The sequence below is a fragment of the Pseudomonas sp. ICMP 3272 genome, assembly GCF_001466905.1.
Lineage (GTDB): Bacteria > Pseudomonadota > Gammaproteobacteria > Pseudomonadales > Pseudomonadaceae > Aquipseudomonas > Aquipseudomonas amygdali.
In genome coordinates, this window is sequence record NZ_LKEK01000002.1 from 58,828 (window position 1) to 76,359 (window position 17,532).

Below are 17,532 nucleotides of genomic sequence, written 5' to 3' on the forward strand. Positions count from 1 at the left end.
ATGGTCACACCGCGCTTCTGCCCTCAATGCGGATGCGCTGACCTGGCTCAGCGCGTCCCCGAAGGCGATACCCACACGCGGTTGATTTGCGGCGGCTGCCAGTACATTCATTACGTCAACCCGAAGATCATTGCCGGCTGCATCATCGAGCAGGAAGGCAAATATCTGCTGTGCCAACGCGCCATCCCGCCGCGCCCCGGTACCTGGACACTGCCTGCCGGGTTCATGGAAAGCGGCGAAACCACCGAGCAGGCGGCGCTGCGTGAGGTCTGGGAAGAAACCGGGGTGCGCGCCGAAATCGTCTCGCCCTATTCCATCTTCAGCGTGCCGCGGATCAGCGAAGTCTACATCGTGTTCCGTGCCATCGCGCTGGAAGTCACCGGCCAGTTCGGCCCGGAAACCCTGGACTACCAATTCTTCGCCCCTGAAGACATCCCGTGGGACAGCATCTATTACCCCGCCATCCGCCAGATACTGGAACGCTATATCGAAGAGCGTCAGGCGGGGGTGTATGGCATCTACATCGGCAACGACGACACCGGAAAGGTGCATTTTATTCGTTAAGTGCAGCTCCAGGCGAAGCAGTCCGGGCCGCACCTGGATTTTGTCTGCTGCTCAAGGCTGTCCCTCAACTATCACGATTTCGGCCTTGGCTGCGCCCTGTCGATGGCTCATGGCGTTCTGGTATTGCGGCGAGTGATAGCAGGCAACTGCCTGCTCGTAGGACTCGAATTCGATAATCACCGTGCGTTGTGGCGTCGCACGCCCTTCCAGCGCTTCGGAACGCCCGCCCCTCGCCAGAAATTTGCCACCAAACAGCACGAACGCTGCCGGGGCACGCTGGGTGTATTCACTGTACTGCTGAGGGTCGGTTACATCGACGTGTGCAATCCAATAGGCCTTCATCGTGATCTCACTGTTTCAATGATGGGGAATCTGTGAAATATTCTGTCTTATGGTATACCACGATTCATCTACCCATAAAACCGGGATACTGAACATGGCATTCGACCGCATCGAAGACATCATTGAAGACTACCGCCTGGGCAAGATGGTTTTGCTGGTTGATGACGAAGACCGGGAAAACGAAGGCGATCTGCTGCTTGCCGCCGATTGCTGTTCAGCACAGGCAATCAGCTTTATGGCCCGGGAAGCACGCGGGCTGATTTGCCTGACGCTGACCGATGAGCACTGTCAGCGTCTGGGCCTGGAGCAAATGGTGCCGAGCAACGGCAGTGTCTTCGCCACCGCGTTCACGGTGTCTATCGAAGCGACAACGGGCGTGACCACTGGCATCAGCGCGGCAGATCGTGCGCGTACCGTTCAGGCCGCCGTCAACCCGCACGCAGTACCGGAGGACCTGGTGCAGCCGGGTCATATCTTCCCGTTGCGCGCGCGTGACGGCGGCGTACTGACCCGCGCCGGCCACACTGAGGCGGGTTGCGACCTGGCCAGGATGGCTGGCTTTACGCCTGCGTCGGTCATTGTCGAAGTCATGAATGACGACGGCAGCATGGCAAGGCGACCAGACCTGGAACTGTTCGCCGAGAAACACGGCATTCGTATTGGCACCATCGCCGATCTGATCCATTACCGGCTGAGCACCGAGCACACCATCGTCAGGATCGGCGAGCGCGACCTGCCCACGGTACACGGCACCTTCCGCCTGTTCAGCTACGAAGACCGTATCGAAGGTGGCGTACACATGGCCATGGTGATGGGTGATATCCGCCGCGACGACCCTACTCTGGTGCGCGTGCATGTGGTCGACCCGTTGCGCGACCTGGTCGGTGCCGAATACACCGGCCCGTCGAACTGGACGCTCTGGGCTGCGCTGCAACGGGTGGCGCAGGAAGGTCGCGGCGTGGTGGTGGTGCTGGCCAATCACGAATCCTCACAAGCGTTGCTGGAGCGAATTCCGCAACTTACCCAGCAGCCGCGCCAATACACCCGCTCGCAATCGCGTATCTATTCCGAGGTCGGTACTGGCGCTCAGATATTGCAGGATCTGGGTGTCGGCAAGCTGCGCCACCTCGGCCCGCCACTGAAATACGCAGGTTTGACCGGCTACGATCTGGAAGTGATTGAAAATATTCCGTTTCCCGGCTGACCGACAAAAGTACCGCGGGCACGCCCCACTGCCTGCGCTCGGCAGCCGCATGGGTTTACCGTAAAAACATCCGATGAAGGCATTTTGACAGGGCAAAACGCTTGCAGAAAGTTTGGAATACCATAATATGACATTCCATAAACACACGAATTGGTCAGGCGCGCCCGGCAAGGGACAGCACTAATAACAGCACCTGACCTGTACCAGGTTTCAAGGCCCATTGGACCTACTGCTCCCGATTACGCGGGCAAGAAAAGCCCGCTCAAAACACAACAAATGAGGGCGTGAAAATGGTGTTGAACAAACGTGCAGCAGCAGTTCTGGCGGCCGGCGTGCTGGCTCTCTCGAGTGTCGCCGCGAGCGCCGCCGAGAGCGTCAATTTCGTGAGCTGGGGCGGTTCCACCCAAGACTTCCAGAAAGAAGCCTGGGCAGCTCCGTTCAGCAAGGCCAGCGGCATCACCGTCGTGCAGGACGGTCCCACCGACTACGGCAAACTCAAGGCCATGGTCGAAAGCGGTAACGTTCAGTGGGACGTTGTCGATGTCGAAGCCGACTTTGCCCTGCGTGCCGCCAGCGAAGGCCTGCTGGAGCCTCTGGACTTCAACACCATCAAACGCGACGAGATCGACAAGCGCTTTGTCACCGACCACGGTGCCGGTTCGTTCTTCTTCTCCTTCGTGCTCGGCTACAACGAAAGCAAAGTGGGCGCCAAACCACCCGTCGACTGGGCCGCCATGTTCGACACCAAAACCTACCCCGGCAAACGCTCGCTGTATAAGTGGCCAAGCCCTGGCGTGCTTGAACTGGCTCTGCTGGCCGACGGCGTAGCACCTGACAAGCTCTACCCGCTGGACCTCGACCGCGCCTTCAAGAAACTCGACACCATCAAGAAGGACATCGTCTGGTGGGGCGGCGGCGCGCAGTCTCAACAACTGCTGGCCTCTGGCGAAGTGTCGATGGGCCAGATGTGGAACGGCCGGGTCTATGCCCTGCAACAGGACGGCGCACCGGTGGGTGTGAGCTGGAAACAAAACCTGGTCATGGCTGATTTTCTGGTCGTGCCAAAAGGCGCAAAAAACAAGGATGCCGCGATGAAGTTCATCGCCAATGCAACCAGTGCCAAAGGCCAGGCAGACTTCTCCAACCTCAGTGCCTATGCCCCGGTAAACACTCAGAGCGTTGCACGCCTGGACTCAACACTGGCACCTAACCTGCCGACCGCCCATGTTGCCGATCAAATCACTCTCGACTTCGCATACTGGGCCAAGAATGGCGCGGACATTGCGACACGGTGGAACGAATGGCTGGTCAAGTAAAAATGACAGCGGTCGCGCCTCGTCAACCCATCCCGGCCGGTGGTGCTCCGCGCACCGCCGGCGCGGCACACGACAAGGCGACGAGCATGCAGCGATCTCCTTCCCTCGCTCAGCGCTGGCGTGGCAGCCGCAATCTGCTTCCGGCGCTGATCTTTCTCGGACTGTTTTTCTTCGCTCCGCTGATCGGCCTGCTGCTGCGCGGCGTGCTTGAGCCGGTGCCGGGCCTTGGCAACTACGAACAACTGTTCGCCAACTCGGCCTACTCGCGGGTGCTGCTCAATACCTTTTCCGTCGCCGGTCTGGTGACCTTGTTCAGCCTGCTGCTGGGCTTCCCGCTGGCCTGGGTCATCACGCTGGTGCCGCGTGGCTGGGGACGCTGGATTCTGAACATTGTGCTGTTGTCGATGTGGACCAGTCTGCTGGCACGCACCTACTCGTGGCTGGTGCTGTTGCAGGCGTCCGGAGTGGTCAACAAGGCGCTGATGGCGATGGGCATTATCGATCAGCCACTGGAAATGGTGCACAACCTGACCGGTGTGGTGATCGGCATGAGCTACATCATGATTCCGTTCATTGTCCTGCCGTTGCAGGCGACCATGCAGGCCATCGATCCGATGGTGTTGCAGGCCGGCTCGATCTGCGGTGCCAGCCCATGGACCAACTTCTTCAGGGTATTCCTGCCGCTGTGCCGTCCGGGACTGTTTTCCGGGGGCCTGATGGTGTTTGTCATGTCGCTCGGTTACTACGTTACCCCGGCGCTGCTGGGTGGCGCGCAGAACATGATGCTGCCCGAATTCATCGTCCAGCAGGTGCAGTCGTTCCTCAACTGGGGGCTGGCCAGTGCCGCCGCTGCGTTGCTGGTGCTGATTACGCTGGTGCTGTTCTACTTCTACCTGAAGCTCCAGCCGGAATCCCCGGTCGGTGCCAGTAACGCGAGGTAAACCGCCATGCTCCTGACACCCAATGCCATGAGCCCCGGCCTGCGTACGGGTCTGTACCTGACCACTGGCCTGATCGCGCTGTTTCTGTTGCTGCCGATCCTGTTCATCGTCCTGCTGTCATTCGGTTCATCGCAGTGGCTGGTATTTCCGCCTCCCGGCTGGACACTGAAGTGGTATCAGCAGTTTTTCTCCAACCCGGACTGGATGGCGGCCGCCATGTCGAGCTTCAAGGTCGCGATTCTGACCACCATTGCCTCGGTGGCGCTGGGCCTGCCCACCGCTTTCGCGCTGGTGCGCGGCCGGTTCCCCGGGCGCGATTTTCTGTACGGCGTCTTCACCTTGCCGATGATCGTGCCGCTGGTGATTATCGCTGTTGCCGTGTACGCCCTGTTTCTCAAACTCGGTTACACCGGCACATTGTTTTCCTTCGTCGTCAGCCATGTGATCGTCGCCTTGCCGTTCACCATCATCTCGATCATCAACTCGCTGAAACTGTTCGACCAGTCCATTGAAGATGCCGCGGTGATCTGTGGCGCGTCACGCTTGCAGGCGATCTACAAAGTGACCTTTCCCGGCATCCGTCCGGGCATGATGGCCGGCGCGCTGTTCGCGTTTCTGGTCTCGTGGGATGAAGTGGTGCTGAGCGTGATGATGGCCAGCCCGACCCTGCAAACCCTTCCCGTAAAAATGTGGACCACCCTGCGTCAGGACCTGACGCCGGTCATCGCTGTTGCCTCAACGCTGCTGATCGCCCTGTCGGTGCTGATCATGTTCATCGCCGCGACCCTGCGTCGCCGCAACGAAGCCAGGAGTACTTCATGAGTGCCGTGATCAAAGACCCCACCCATCAGGATCAGAAAACGCTGGTCAGCCTGTGCAACCTGAACAAGCACTACGGTGACTTCGCCGCTGTCGACAACATTTCCCTGGATATTCAGGACGGCGAATTCCTGACCTTTCTCGGCTCCAGTGGCTCGGGCAAAAGCACCACGTTGTCAATGCTCGCCGGTTTCGAGACGCCCAGCTCGGGCGAGATCCTGGTCAGCGGCAAATCGCTGGTCAATGTGCCTCCGCACAAGCGCGACATCGGCATGGTGTTTCAACGCTACTCGCTGTTTCCGCACCTGTCGGTATGCGACAACATTGCTTTTCCGCTGGCGATCCGCAAATTGCCTGCGGCCGAGCGCGAGAAGAAAGTCGATGCGATGCTCAAGCTCGTCCAGCTGGAAGAATTTGCTCACCGCCGCCCTTCACAACTGTCCGGTGGCCAGCAGCAACGAGTCGCCATTGCCAGAGCGCTGGTCTACGAGCCACGCATCCTGCTGATGGACGAGCCGCTGGGCGCACTGGACAAGAAGCTGCGTGAAGACCTGCAGGACGAACTGCGTCAGTTGCATCGTCGGCTGGGCATCACCATCGTCTATGTGACCCACGATCAGGAAGAAGCCATGCGCCTGTCCCAGCGCATCGCGATTTTCAGCCACGGCAAAATCGTCGGTCTGGGTTCGGGTTATGACCTGTATCAGGACCCGCCAAATGCCTTCGTTGCGTCGTTTCTCGGCAACTCGAACTTCCTCAGGCTCAAGGCACAGGGCAACGCAGTAGCAACGTTTGAAGGCCTTGCGCTGGCGATTCGCCTGACCCCGGGCCTGAAGACCGATCAGGACGTTCTGCTCATGGTTCGCCCGGAGAAAGCACAGGCGCTGAGCGTTGAACAAGCTGCTGACATACCACTTGAAGCAGGCTGGAACGAAGTGAGTGCCAAGGTCACTGAGGTGCTTTTTCTCGGCGAGAGCCAGACCTGTTCGGTGGTCACCACAGGCGGCACTGCCATGACTGTCAAAGCGCTTTCAGCGACCGGCATGCTGCTCCGGGCTGGCGACCCGGTGCGGGTGCGCTGGGCCGCTGCCGACGCGTGTATCTACACCGAATGGATGGACAGCGACCTGAACAAGGCAGCGGGGGCGCACTGACGCCGGTAGGCACGCGTCAGTGGTTCGCCGGTGACGGATGCAAAGCGAGGTAGTCACGCAGAAACTCCACCGTGACGCGGACCTTGGCCGAACTCATCAGCGGTGAGGTATGAACCGCCCAGATGTCCGCGTTCTGGCGGTATTCCGGCAGCACCTGAATCAACCGGCCTTCGGCCAGATCAGTACGTACATCCCAAAGCGAACGCAGCAACACGCCGCGCCCGTCCAGGCACCACTGGCGGGCGATTTCGCCGTGGTTGCTGGAAAGGCTGCCGGTCACCTTGACGGTTTCAGCGCCTTGCGGCCCGTTGAGATGCCAGATGCCGAACGGCCGGTCGCGCTCCTTGATCACCAGGCAATCATGGTTGGCCAGCTCACCGATGCTCAGTGGCGCCCCGTGATGTTTCAGGTAAGCGGGGCTTGCGCACAACACGCGCCAGTTACTGGCCAGGTGCTTTGCACGCAGATGCGGGGCAATTTCGTTGCCGACGCGGATGTCCAGGTCGACGCCCTCCTCGATCAGGTCGACCAGCCGGTCCTGAATATCCAGACGTATATCCAGCTTCGGATAAAGCGCCGCCAGCTCTGACAAGGCAGGCGCTACGAAACGGCGACCGAAGCCCTGGCTGCTGACCACTCGCAGCAAGCCGCTGGGCTCGCCGTGCAGCGCAGCAACTTCATCGCCCATCTGCTGCACCGACTCCAGAATGCCCTTGGCCCACTCATAGACTCGCTCGCCGTCTTCAGTGATCGATACTTGCCGCGTTGAGCGGTGCAACAGCACCACGCCCATATTCTGCTCCAGCAGTTTGACCCGCTTGCTGACATAAGCAGCGGACATGCCCAGCTCATTGGCGGCACCCACGAAGCTTGAGCGTCGAGCAACGTGGATGAACACGTTCAGGTCATCAAGGTTTGGATAATTCACGATTCGTGTTTTCTCAATCCATCAATCAACTGATTATCTTTATATCGTGTGCTTATAGCATGGATGGCCTGTGTGACTCATCCCTGACAAGCCGCCGACAAGAGTGCCCGACATGAACAACAAGAAACTGCGTATTGCTGCCATCGCCGGTGACGGCATCGGCCTTGAAGTACTGCCCGAAGGCGTACGTGTGGTTCAGGCTGCCGCCGCGAAGCACGGTCTGGAGCTGGAGTTCGAATACTTCGAATGGGCCAGCTGCGATTACTACCTGAAGCACGGCAACATGATGCCGGACGACTGGTTTGAACAGCTCAAAGGCTTCGATTCGATCTTTTTCGGTGCCGTGGGCTGGCCGGAAAAAGTGCCAGACCACATCTCCCTCTGGGGCTCACTGCTCAAGTTTCGCCGCGAGTTCGACCAGTACGCCAACATCCGTCCGGTGCGGCTGTTTCCCGGCGTGCCCTGCCCGCTGGCCAATCGCGAACCGGGCGACATTGATTTCATCGTGGTGCGGGAAAATACCGAAGGCGAATACTCGTCGCTGGGCGGGATCATGTTTGAAAACACCGAAAACGAGTTCGTGTTGCAGGAATCCGTGTTCACCCGTCGTGGTGTCGACCGTATTCTCAAGTTCGCTTTCGAGAGGGCCAGCAAACGCGAGCGCAAGCACGTGACGTCCGCGACCAAATCCAACGGCATGGCGATCAGCATGCCCTATTGGGACAAGCGCACCGAGGCGATGGCCAGTCAGTACCCGGACATCAGCTGGGACAAGCAACACATCGATATTCTGTGCGCGCGCTTCGTGCTGCAACCCGAGCGCTTCGACGTGGTGGTGGCCTCCAACCTGTTCGGCGACATCCTCAGCGACCTCGGCCCGGCGTGTGCCGGCACCATCGGCATTGCGCCGTCGGCCAACCTCAACCCGGAGCGTAATTTCCCCTCGCTGTTCGAACCGGTGCACGGCTCGGCCCCCGACATCTTCGGCAAGAACATCGCCAACCCGATTGCGATGATCTGGTCCGGCGCGCTGATGCTGGAATTCCTCGGCCAGGGCGATGAACGCTTCACAGCAGCTCATGACGAGATCATCACCGCTATCGAGCAAGTGATTGCCAGTGGCGACGTCACACCGGACCTGGGCGGCAAGCATTCGACCCAGGAAGTGGGTGCAGCGATTGCCGGACGGGTATCTGCCGCGCAGTAACTGCCGACGTTACCTCATCCGGCTTGCGGCGGTCTGGCCTGTTCTTCCAGCAACTCCACGAAGCGAGTCAGGCTGCGCGATACGGTGCCTCGACGCCAGATCAGCCAGGTGTGCAGGTAACGAAACTTTTCGGACAACGGCCAGACACTGACTGTGGCACAACCGGGCATGCTTTCCAGCATGCTGCGTGGCATCAGCGCCAACCCGGCACCTGCGCTGACGCAGGCCAGCATGCCGTGGTATGACTCCATTTCGTGGATCTTGCCCGGTACTGCGGCGTCCTCGGTAAACCAGCGTTCGAAGTGGTGCCGGTACGAGCAGTTGGCACGAAACGCGTAGATGCTTTCACCGCTCACATCCCGCCCGCGCTTGACCGGCGCGTGGTTGAGTGGCGCGATGATGACCATTTCCTCTTCGAATACCGGCACACCCTCGAGTGATGGATGCAGCACCGGCCCGTCGACAAACGCAGCAACCAGGCGCCCGGCAAGCACACCGTCGATCATGGTGCCGGACGGCCCGGTGGACAGGTCCAGTTCGACCTTGGCGTTTTGCTGGTTGTAGACCGCCAGCAACGCAGGAATCCTCACGGCCGCCGTGCTTTCCAGCGAGCCCAGCGAAAAAGGCCCTTGTGGTTCTTCGCCAGAAACCGCCAGCCGCGCTTCCTGTACCAGGTCCAGTATGCGCCGCGTGTAATCGAGAAAATTCCAGCCGGCAGGCGACAGTCGCAAACGGTGTTTTTCGCGAATGAACAGGTCTACGCCCAGATCCTGCTCCAGCTGTTTGATACGCGTCGTCAGGTTCGAGGGCACGCGATGAATATGCTGCGCAGCGGCGCTGATGCTGCCGTGTTCAGCCACCGCCTTGAACATCTCCAGCTGAACCAGATCCATTTCATTCTCCAATCATGAACGATACGCTCATTATTATTCAGTTTTGGAAAGCATTGCACGCCTATATTCTGGTCCCACTTCCCACCTCAACAGGATGGCGCAATGACTACTGTCACCAGCAACACCCATGCAATCTCGATCAACCCTGCCACCGGCGAGCAGATCGGCCACTATGCCTTCGAATCCGCCGCTGCGCTGGATCAAAGCCTGTCGCGCGCGGCGGCCGGTTTTGCCGGCTGGAAGCGCACGCCGGTTCAGCAACGTGCGCAACTGATCATCGCCATGGGTCAGGCCCTGCGCGACGACGCCGAAAACATTGCACAGATGATCAGCCGGGAAATGGGCAAGCCCGTGGCGCAGGCCAGGGGCGAAGTCGAGAAATGCGCACAGTTATGCGATTGGTATGCGGCGCAAGGCCCGGCAATGCTGGTGGCCGAAGCGACTCAGGTCGAGCATGACAAGGCACGCATCGAGTACCGTCCGCTGGGCCCTGTTCTTGCGGTGATGCCGTGGAATTTCCCGATCTGGCAAGTATTGCGCGGCGCAATTCCGACATTGCTGGCAGGCAATACCTACGTGCTCAAGCATGCACCCAACGTCATGGGTTGCGCATACCTGATGCTCGACGCGTTCAAGCGCGCCGGTTTCCCGCAGGGCGTGTTTGAAGTCATCAACGTGGCTGCCGAGGGCGTCTCGAAGGCCATTGCCGACCCACGCATTGCGGCCGTCACGCTGACCGGCAGTGTTCGCGCTGGCCAGGCCATTGGTGCTCAGGCCGGTGCGGCGCTCAAGAAGTGCGTGCTGGAGCTGGGAGGTTCCGACCCGTTCATCGTGCTCAATGACGCAGACCTGGATCAGGCTGTGAAAGCGGCTGTCATCGGTCGTTTCCAGAACACCGGGCAGGTCTGTGCCGCGGCCAAGCGTTTGATCATCGAGCAAGGTGCGGTCGAGGAGTTCACGCGCAGGTTCGTTGAGCAGACTCGCCAGTTGGTGATCGGCGATCCGTTGTTCGGCGAGACCTACATTGGTCCGATGGCACGCTTCGATCTGCGCGATGAACTGGATGCTCAGGTTCAGGACACCCTTGCCGAAGGCGCGAAACTGTTGCTGGGCGGCAAGAAGGCTGATGGCCAAGGCAACTACTACGAGCCGACCGTACTGGGCGACGTGACCGACCAGATGACTTCCTTCAGGCAGGAGCTGTTCGGCCCGGTAGCATCAATCATTACCGCCCGCGACGCGCAGCACGCTCTGGAGCTGGCCAATGACAGCGAATTCGGCCTGACCGCGACGGTTTATACCCGCGACCTGCAACTGGCCGAGCGCATGACCGAGGAACTGGAAACCGGCGGTGTGTTCATCAACGGCTACAGCGCTTCAGACCCGCGCGTGACCTTCGGCGGTGTGAAGAAAAGCGGTTTTGGCCGTGAGCTGTCGCACTTCGGTGTACGCGAGTTCTGCAATGCACAGACCGTATGGCGGGATCGTCACTGAGGGTTGGGAAAATACCCTCTTGACCATGCTGGAGCGTGAGGAACGATGGGTGTCTGGAAAACACCATCGTGCCAATGCTCCGCGTTGGCATGCATTGGGTGACGCTCCGCGTCACAGATCTGCAGCCTGGCTCGGTATCGAGCGCAAATAAGTGTCAGGCTTTGGTGCCGCCTGTTTCTCAGGCCGGATTGAATGATGCACCATGGCTGCAATGTGACGCAGAGCGTCACCCAATGCATTACCACGCGGAGCGTGGGAACGAGCATTATCGGGGGTGTCAGCCCTGTTTTTCGGGCTTTTCAAGTCTGGAGTGACGATGAGCGCTCTGCGTCCGGTCTTCGCAACAGCGCAGAGTGATCATTCGTCGCCCGTTTCCACAATCGCAGGCTCACCAATCGTATAGAAATGCCCGCCCGCCACGTAATGAAGGCTGCGCCATTTCGGGTCGGCCTTTTCGAATTCCCAGTGCCCGTCGTTGAACACACGGGTGTCAGCCCAGGCGCCGATGACCTCGCCAATGAACAGGTCGTAGGTCTGTTGATTGTGCGGCTCCGGGATGACCTTGCAGATCAGCCAGGCAGAGCAACCGACAACCAGCGGCGTGACATGATCTTCAATCAGAAACAGGTCGACATTGGCTTTATCAAGCTTGTCCGGGGTGAAGACCTTGCTCTGGGTGCCGACGTCGAAGGTCATCTGCAATTGATCCAGATTGGGCACCTGCAACGCAAAATAACCGCTCTTCTCCACCAGCCCGCGGGTTTTGGTCATCTTGTCGATCACCAGTGTCACCTTGGGCGGCGAGAAATCCAGCGCACAGGCCCAGGCCGCAGCCATGACGTTGTGAGTGCCTTCATGACTGGAGGACACCAGCACAGTCGGGCCGTGATTGAGCAGACGGTAGGCTTTTTCCAGCTCGACAGGACGAATGTGATTGTCCACTTGAAACCCTCGAAAACATGATTCGTACCGCTACCGGCAGAGCAGCGAAATAAGGCATTCTGCGTACGCCAGCCGTACTGCATGGTGTGGCTGCACACGAACCCTCTCACGACTCATAAGGCATCGGATTGAGCAGCATAGACAGCCAGAACCCCAAAGTGTTCGCCCTGGTACTGGCGGCAGGCCGAAGCAGGCGTTTTGGTGGCGATAAACGACAGGCTGCATTGCCCTGTGGACGTACCTTGCTGACCGCAAGTCTTGAAAACGCTGGAAAAGAATTCAGCAACGTGGGGCTGGTACTGCGTGCCGACGATGACGCTGAAGCACTGGGTATTCCCGCACAGGTAACAATCATCCGCAGCGAACATGCCGACCTGGGCATTGGCCACAGTCTCGCCAGCGGCATTGCCGCCGTAATGGACTCCGCTGCCGAAGCCGTCGCCATTCTGCTTGCAGACATGCCCTGGATAACGCCGCAGACCCTGCGCGAACTGGCCGCACTGGCCAGTCCTCAGCGCATTGCGGTGCCAATGCATGGCGGCCAGCGCGGCCATCCGGTGATCATTGGTCGGCAGTTCTGGCCGGCACTGCTGACGCTGAAAGGCGATCAGGGCGCTAAGGCCCTGATCATGAACAACCCGGAGGTGTGTGACGTACTGAATTGCGATGACCCTGGCATTCTGCGCGACGCCGACACACCGTCAGCGCTGGCGCAAGCCTGTGCGCAATACCTTAAACCTCGGCACGACTGACACCGTTGGCCACGCGCAGGATGTCAGCCATCACCGCAATAGCGATTTCGGAAGGCGTCTTGCTGCCCAGGTTCAGGCCGATGGGGGCATGGATTCTCTCCAGCACCCTGGCATCCAGCCCGCCGATCCGGCCCAGACGCTCCAGACGTTTGCTGCTGGTGCGCATAGAACCCATTGCACCTATGTAGAACGCCTCGGTGCGTACGGCTTCGAGCATGCTCAGATCGTCCAGTTTCGGATCATGGGTCAACGCCAGTACCGCCGTCGAACTGTGACAGCCACCTTCGGCAATGAACACCGCAGGTAATACACCGCGGACCTCGACACCCGGCATCGAAAACCCTGAGGTGACCTCGACACGCGGGTCACAGACGATGACTTCATAGCCCATCGCGACGGCAAAACTGGCGCAGAACTCCGCCACCGGCGATAGCCCGGCAAGCAGCACGCGATACACCGCCCCCATACGAATGCTGATGCGTTCGCCGTCCACCTGCACCCGCGCCTCGCCCATCGTTGCAGGCCCGATTTCTCTCTGCCCACCGCCCAACTGCACGTGCCTGCTGACCAGCTCACGTCCAGCGAGCGCCTGCTCGATAGCCCCCAGATGTGCATCCGCTTGCGGGCTAGGTGCAATGAACTCGATCAACACATCCAGCACACCACCGCACGGCAAGGCCCGCGTTGGCACAAAACCGCCGTCGCCGTAGCGGACCACCTGATTAACCGGCTGAAACTGCCCTGCAGCGACCCGCTCGAGAAAGTCCTCCTCCACACAGCCGCCAGACAGGGAACCGCGGTGCTCACCGCTGCTCAACGCCACCAGCATCGCCCCGGGCCCGCGCGGGGCCGAGCCGAACGTGGAGAGAACCGTGCACAGCCAGACGGCTTTGCCGCCAGCCAGCCAGTCACGAGCCTGTTGCACCACCTGCAAATCGAGCTGTTTCATTGCTACAACCCCGCCATCAGTTTTTCCTTGCTGATCGGCAGGCTACGCACCCGTTTGCCGGTCGCGTGATACACCGCATTGGCCACGGCAGCTGCAAGCCCGGTAACACCGATCTCGCCGATGCCCCGCGCGCCAAACTCACCCAGGTTGTAGTCCGGATAATCGAGCAGCAAGACGTCGATATCCGGCTGATCCGCATGCACCGGCACTACGTACTCGGCATAGTTGTTATTGACCGGCATGCCACTGCGCGGGTCATATTCACCGGCCTCGAACAACGCCATACCAATTCCCATCACGATTGCGCCTTCCACCTGATTGCGTGCTGCCAGCGGGTTGATGACCTTGCCCACATCGATGGCGCTGACTACCCGAGACACGCGCAGGCTGGAAATGCCCGGATCCCAGCGCACCTCGACAAAATGCACACCGAACGAGCGGAACGAATACTTGCCCGCCTCAGGCATGCCACTTTGAAAATTACCCTCAGCGCGCGACAGGCGCTGCCCCTTCAGCACATCGACAAAGCTGGCGCGCTGTTCGCCGATCACCAGTTGCCCGTTTTCGACCTTGATCGACTCGGCGTCCTGCCCGGCGAACACCGCATCCTTGCTGACAGCGTACTGACGCAGCTTCTGCAACGCTTCACGCGTGGCCCCGGCAATCGCCGGCATTACGCTGGCCGTCACCCATGAACCACCGGAAACGGGGCCGGCCGGGAATGACGAACTGCCCAGCTCTACTTCAACACGCTCAACGGGAATGCCGGTCAACTGGCTGACGGTCTGCGCCACGATGGTGTAGGTGCCGGTGCCGATGTCCTGCAAGCCACACTGGGCCAGCGCCGTACCGTCAGAACGCAGAATGACTCGCGCATCGGTAGGCACCTGATAGGCCTCCCAGTTGCAGGCGCCCATGCCGTAACCAATGATTTCATCGCCTTCGCGCATTGAGCCAATGTCGGCCTTGCGCGCGTGCCAGCCGAATCGCTCGGCGGCTTTGTCGATGGCTTCCGGCAAGTGATTGCTGGACCACGGCAAGCCGACGCTCTGATCCTTGTCGGCCAGGTTCAGCTTGCGAAATGCCAGCGGGTCCATGCCACTGGCCAGCGCCATCTCATCAATGGCCGACTCCAGCGCAAAAAGGCCCGGTGCCGCACCCGGCGCGCGCATGGAGGTTGGCGTACCCCGGTTGATAGAGCTGATCTTGTGGCTGACCAGCACGTTGTCGCAGGCATACAGACTTTTGGTCACGCCACCGCAGTTTTCGGTGTAGTCATCCAGCATCGAGGTGTTGTTGAACGACTCGTGACGGATCGACACCAGCTTGCCGCTGGCATCGGTGGCCAGACGCAAGCGCTGGCGGGTCTCCGGACGATGGCCTACGGTGGTGAACATCTGCGCACGCGGCAACACCAGCTGCACAGGGCGCCCGGTGACTTTGGCTGCCGCGCACGCCGCGACCGAATGCGGCCACGGCCACAGCTTGCCGCCAAAGCCCGAGCCTATGAACGGTGCGCGCACTTCAACGCGGTCAGGCGAAAGGTCGAAAACGTTGGCCAGCAGGTTGCGGTGGTTGACCACGCCCTGAGTGCTCTCGTAGACAAACAGCTTGCCGTCCTGCCACCACGCGGTGCTGGCGTGCATCTCCATCGGGTTATGCACTTCAACCGGCGTGGTGTAAGTCTGATCGACTTTGACTTTTGCACTGTCAAACGCACTGTCCGGCTTACCCCGGTTGTGCCCGGCACCGCCATCACGGGCACCGTTGACACGCATGCCTTCGTCAAGGTCCTTGACCGCCGGGCGCTCGTCGTACTCGACCGTCACGCGGTAGGCAGCCGCCCTCGCCTGCTCGTAGCTCTCGGCAACCACCAGCGCCACAAACTGCCCGGGGTAATAGATACGGTCATCTTCGAACGGCAGGCGGTGCTCGTCCGCCTTGCTCGCCGAGAGCATTTTGGCAAAGCTCAGCTTGGTGTTCGGGGTACGGTGCAAAGCAGGAAAATTGCCATGATGGAAGATGTCGACCACGCCAGGCATCGCCTTGGCCTGTTGATCCTTCACGGCAACCACTCGCCCGTTGGCAATCGTGCTGTAGACGCCATAGGCATACAGCATCTTGCCCATCGGGTGGTCAGCGGCGTAGCGCGCCTGACCGCTGACTTTCTTGCCGCCGTCGATACGACGCTGCGGCACACCAATGATGTTTTCGCTCATGAGAGATTCCTACGCCGTGAGGTCACGAAGATTGCGGACGATGACCTGCTGACCCAGCGGGATCTTGAAGGCGTTATGTTCATAGGCCCGTGAGCCCTTCATGGCCAGCGCTGCGACCCGCGCAAAGGTGTCCATGTCGGCACGCTGACCGATCAGTGCACGTTCAGCCTCCACGGCCCGCCACGGCTTGGTACCCACGCCACCCAGCGCGATACGCGCATCGGTGATTCGCTTGCCGTCCATCACCAGAATCACTGCACTGGACGCCAGGGCAAACTGGTAAGAGGTACGGTCGCGCAGCTTGAGATAAGAAGAACGACCACCTGCCAGCGGTGCATCCAGCGTCACGTGGGTGATCAGCTCGTGGGCCGCCAGCGCAGTTTCACGCTGCGGCGTATCACCGGGCAGCAGATGAAAGTCGGCAAAAGGAATATCTCGCGAGCCATTGGCCCCCTGAACGGTTACCTGCCCGCCGATGGCCGCCATGCCGACGCACATGTCCGAAGGATGCGTTGCAATGCAGTGATCGCTGGTACCCAGCACCGCATGCACACTGCGGTTCATGCCGCCGATAGCTGCACAACCGGAGCCCGGCTGGCGCTTGTTGCAGGCTGAAATACCATCGCGGAAATATGGGCAGCGCACCCGCTGCATGACATTGCCAGCGGTGGTGGCCTTATTGCGCAACTGGGTCGAAGCACCTGCCAGAATCGCTTCAGACAACACCGGATAGCGCTGCTGCACCAGTGGATGCCTGGCCAGATCAGTGTTGCTCACCAGCGCGCCGATGCGCAGACGCCCATCGGGCAGCGACTCGACCTGTTTCAACGCCAGATGATTGATGTCCACCAGTTGCTGCGGTTGCATCACATCCAGCTTGACCAGATCAAGCAACGTGGTGCCGCCTGCCAGATAGAAGCGCTGCCCCTCACCCGACGCAGTGCTGAATGCCTGCGCGGGCGATGCAGCCCGAGCGTAATCGAACGTTCGCATCAGGCAGCTCCTCCCATCTTCGAACGCGCAGACTGCACGGCCGAGAGAATGTTCTTGTAGGCACCGCAGCGGCAGATATTGCCGCTCATGGCTTCTCTGACGCTGGCGTCATCGGAAGGGATGTTCGGGTCCTGGAGAATCGCGACCGCGCTCATTATCTGTCCAGACGTGCAATAACCGCATTGATAGGCATCGTGTTCCCAGAAGGCTTCCTGTACCGGGTGCAGCTTGCCGTTCTCGGCCAGGCCTTCGATGGTGGTGATGCTGTCGCCCTGATGCTGGACGGCAATGGACAAGCAGGAATTGATCGCCACGCCATTGACCAACAGCGTGCAAGCACCGCACTGGCCATGGTCGCAGCCTTTTTTGGTGCCCGTCAGTTGCAGGCGGTCACGCAGCACGTCGAGCAGAACGGCGTTGGCCGGAACGTTCAGGGTATGAACCTGGCCATTGACCTTCAACTGGATGCGCTGCTCGCCCGCTGCGGGCGCGTCACTGTCTTCGACTACAGGAGCCACCGGGGCTGCCTGCAGCATGCCGTCGGCGGGTATCCAGGTAGACAGCGTGGCCGCAGCAATGCCGGAAGCACCGAACTTCAAAAAGTTGCGGCGCGAAGGCTGCACGGCACTGCTGTCCACAGCAGAATCCTTGTGCTTCTTGGGCTCACTCATCAGGGTCACTCGGTAATAGCCGACGCTGCTGTAAAGCGACGGGCGTTATTGTCTGGTCAGCGGCCTGGGCGTACTCCTGCTCACGGCGTGCTGCCTTGATCTTTCATCGGGCTTTCATGGGTGATCAGAGCCAAAACGCTATCA

17 protein-coding genes are annotated in these 17,532 nt (G+C 60.1%); 9 read left to right on the forward strand and 8 right to left on the reverse strand.

What is annotated here, in order from left to right; translation table 11 throughout:
- On the forward strand, window positions 1-564 hold the full coding sequence (locus AO068_RS01800; protein WP_044319295.1) for an NUDIX hydrolase: 564 nt from the start codon (window positions 1-3) through the stop codon (window positions 562-564).
- A gap of 51 nt (window positions 565-615) precedes the next feature.
- Here AO068_RS01800 and AO068_RS01805 read toward each other — a convergent pair whose 3' ends face one another.
- The gene (locus AO068_RS01805) at window positions 616-906 is read right to left on the reverse strand and encodes a DUF1330 domain-containing protein (RefSeq protein ID WP_058401436.1); all 291 of its coding nucleotides are present in this window, start codon (window positions 904-906) and stop codon (window positions 616-618) included.
- Between the two features lie 94 nt (window positions 907-1,000).
- On the opposite strand from AO068_RS01805, the gene ribBA reads away from it, so the two are divergent.
- The 5 genes from ribBA (at window position 1,001) to AO068_RS01830 (ending at window position 6,340) form a co-directional block, all read left to right on the forward strand.
- Complete coding sequence (gene ribBA / locus AO068_RS01810; protein WP_058401435.1) at window positions 1,001-2,110, forward strand: bifunctional 3,4-dihydroxy-2-butanone-4-phosphate synthase/GTP cyclohydrolase II; 1,110 nt, start codon at window positions 1,001-1,003, stop codon at window positions 2,108-2,110.
- 290 nt (window positions 2,111-2,400) lie between these two features.
- Window positions 2,401-3,426 carry an ABC transporter substrate-binding protein gene (locus AO068_RS01815; protein WP_005743540.1) on the forward strand — a complete coding sequence of 342 codons (1,026 nt, stop codon included), beginning with the start codon at window positions 2,401-2,403 and terminating at the stop codon, window positions 3,424-3,426.
- Window positions 3,411-4,367 carry an ABC transporter permease gene (locus AO068_RS01820; protein ID WP_005743539.1) on the forward strand — a complete coding sequence of 319 codons (957 nt, stop codon included), beginning with the start codon at window positions 3,411-3,413 and terminating at the stop codon, window positions 4,365-4,367. Before AO068_RS01815 ends, AO068_RS01820 begins: the two co-directional genes overlap by 16 nt.
- A gap of 6 nt (window positions 4,368-4,373) precedes the next feature.
- Entirely contained in the window at window positions 4,374-5,189 is an 816-nt protein-coding gene (locus AO068_RS01825; protein WP_005733390.1) for an ABC transporter permease, read from the forward strand.
- Window positions 5,186-6,340 (forward strand): ABC transporter ATP-binding protein, encoded by a 1,155-nt coding sequence (locus tag AO068_RS01830; RefSeq protein WP_058407487.1) that lies wholly within the window; start codon window positions 5,186-5,188, stop codon window positions 6,338-6,340. The genes AO068_RS01825 and AO068_RS01830 overlap by 4 nt, the downstream gene beginning before the upstream one ends.
- 16 nt (window positions 6,341-6,356) lie before the next feature.
- On the opposite strand, the gene AO068_RS01835 is transcribed toward AO068_RS01830, so the two are convergent.
- Window positions 6,357-7,268 carry a LysR substrate-binding domain-containing protein gene (locus tag AO068_RS01835; RefSeq protein WP_058407488.1) on the reverse strand — a complete coding sequence of 304 codons (912 nt, stop codon included), beginning with the start codon at window positions 7,266-7,268 and terminating at the stop codon, window positions 6,357-6,359.
- A gap of 112 nt (window positions 7,269-7,380) precedes the next feature.
- On the opposite strand from AO068_RS01835, the gene AO068_RS01840 reads away from it, so the two are divergent.
- Window positions 7,381-8,475, forward strand: coding sequence for a tartrate dehydrogenase (locus AO068_RS01840; protein ID WP_058407489.1), 1,095 nt, complete (start codon window positions 7,381-7,383; stop codon window positions 8,473-8,475).
- Between the two features lie 14 nt (window positions 8,476-8,489).
- Here AO068_RS01840 and ptrR read toward each other — a convergent pair whose 3' ends face one another.
- The gene (ptrR, locus tag AO068_RS01845; RefSeq protein ID WP_004658151.1) at window positions 8,490-9,368 is read right to left on the reverse strand and encodes a putrescine utilization regulator PtrR; all 879 of its coding nucleotides are present in this window, start codon (window positions 9,366-9,368) and stop codon (window positions 8,490-8,492) included.
- A gap of 102 nt (window positions 9,369-9,470) precedes the next feature.
- Between ptrR and AO068_RS01850 the strand changes: the two genes are divergently transcribed.
- Window positions 9,471-10,862 carry an aldehyde dehydrogenase family protein gene (locus AO068_RS01850; protein WP_058407490.1) on the forward strand — a complete coding sequence of 464 codons (1,392 nt, stop codon included), beginning with the start codon at window positions 9,471-9,473 and terminating at the stop codon, window positions 10,860-10,862.
- A gap of 357 nt (window positions 10,863-11,219) precedes the next feature.
- Here the strand turns inward: AO068_RS01850 and AO068_RS01855 are convergent, their stop codons facing one another.
- A complete protein-coding gene (locus AO068_RS01855; protein ID WP_058407491.1) occupies window positions 11,220-11,804 on the reverse strand; it encodes a flavin reductase family protein in 585 nt (194 codons plus the stop codon).
- 128 nt (window positions 11,805-11,932) lie between these two features.
- On the opposite strand from AO068_RS01855, the gene AO068_RS01860 reads away from it, so the two are divergent.
- Complete coding sequence (locus AO068_RS01860; protein ID WP_058407492.1) at window positions 11,933-12,556, forward strand: nucleotidyltransferase family protein; 624 nt, start codon at window positions 11,933-11,935, stop codon at window positions 12,554-12,556.
- Here AO068_RS01860 and AO068_RS01865 read toward each other — a convergent pair.
- Genes AO068_RS01865 through AO068_RS01880 form a run of 4 tightly spaced genes read right to left on the reverse strand, consistent with a single transcriptional unit; the run spans window position 12,537 to window position 17,388 of the window.
- Window positions 12,537-13,505, reverse strand: a complete 969-nt coding sequence (locus AO068_RS01865; protein WP_058401426.1) for an XdhC family protein — start codon at window positions 13,503-13,505, stop codon at window positions 12,537-12,539. The genes AO068_RS01860 and AO068_RS01865 overlap by 20 nt on opposite strands.
- A 2-nt stretch (window positions 13,506-13,507) precedes the next feature.
- On the reverse strand, window positions 13,508-15,724 hold the full coding sequence (locus tag AO068_RS01870; protein WP_058407493.1) for a xanthine dehydrogenase family protein molybdopterin-binding subunit: 2,217 nt from the start codon (window positions 15,722-15,724) through the stop codon (window positions 13,508-13,510).
- A 9-nt stretch (window positions 15,725-15,733) separates the two neighbouring features.
- The gene (locus tag AO068_RS01875) at window positions 15,734-16,717 is read right to left on the reverse strand and encodes an FAD binding domain-containing protein (protein ID WP_005777643.1); all 984 of its coding nucleotides are present in this window, start codon (window positions 16,715-16,717) and stop codon (window positions 15,734-15,736) included.
- Entirely contained in the window at window positions 16,717-17,388 is a 672-nt protein-coding gene (locus AO068_RS01880) for a (2Fe-2S)-binding protein (RefSeq protein WP_058401423.1), read from the reverse strand. The genes AO068_RS01875 and AO068_RS01880 overlap by 1 nt, the downstream gene beginning before the upstream one ends.
- Window positions 17,389-17,532: the final 144 nt, after the last annotated feature.

Coding starts and splice junctions, on each gene's coding strand:
- AO068_RS01875 (WP_005777643.1), bottom strand. CDS start 16,717: ATGCGAACGTTCGATTACGCTCGGGCTGCATCGCCCGCGCAGGCATTC.
- AO068_RS01840 (WP_058407489.1), top strand. CDS start 7,381: ATGAACAACAAGAAACTGCGTATTGCTGCCATCGCCGGTGACGGCATC.
- ptrR (WP_004658151.1), bottom strand. CDS start 9,368: ATGGATCTGGTTCAGCTGGAGATGTTCAAGGCGGTGGCTGAACACGGC.
- AO068_RS01850 (WP_058407490.1), top strand. CDS start 9,471: ATGACTACTGTCACCAGCAACACCCATGCAATCTCGATCAACCCTGCC.
- AO068_RS01800 (WP_044319295.1), top strand. CDS start 1: ATGGTCACACCGCGCTTCTGCCCTCAATGCGGATGCGCTGACCTGGCT.
- AO068_RS01870 (WP_058407493.1), bottom strand. CDS start 15,724: ATGAGCGAAAACATCATTGGTGTGCCGCAGCGTCGTATCGACGGCGGC.
- ribBA (WP_058401435.1), top strand. CDS start 1,001: ATGGCATTCGACCGCATCGAAGACATCATTGAAGACTACCGCCTGGGC.
- AO068_RS01805 (WP_058401436.1), bottom strand. CDS start 906: ATGAAGGCCTATTGGATTGCACACGTCGATGTAACCGACCCTCAGCAG.
- AO068_RS01820 (WP_005743539.1), top strand. CDS start 3,411: ATGGCTGGTCAAGTAAAAATGACAGCGGTCGCGCCTCGTCAACCCATC.
- AO068_RS01865 (WP_058401426.1), bottom strand. CDS start 13,505: ATGAAACAGCTCGATTTGCAGGTGGTGCAACAGGCTCGTGACTGGCTG.
- AO068_RS01825 (WP_005733390.1), top strand. CDS start 4,374: ATGCTCCTGACACCCAATGCCATGAGCCCCGGCCTGCGTACGGGTCTG.
- AO068_RS01880 (WP_058401423.1), bottom strand. CDS start 17,388: ATGAGTGAGCCCAAGAAGCACAAGGATTCTGCTGTGGACAGCAGTGCC.
- AO068_RS01830 (WP_058407487.1), top strand. CDS start 5,186: ATGAGTGCCGTGATCAAAGACCCCACCCATCAGGATCAGAAAACGCTG.
- AO068_RS01815 (WP_005743540.1), top strand. CDS start 2,401: ATGGTGTTGAACAAACGTGCAGCAGCAGTTCTGGCGGCCGGCGTGCTG.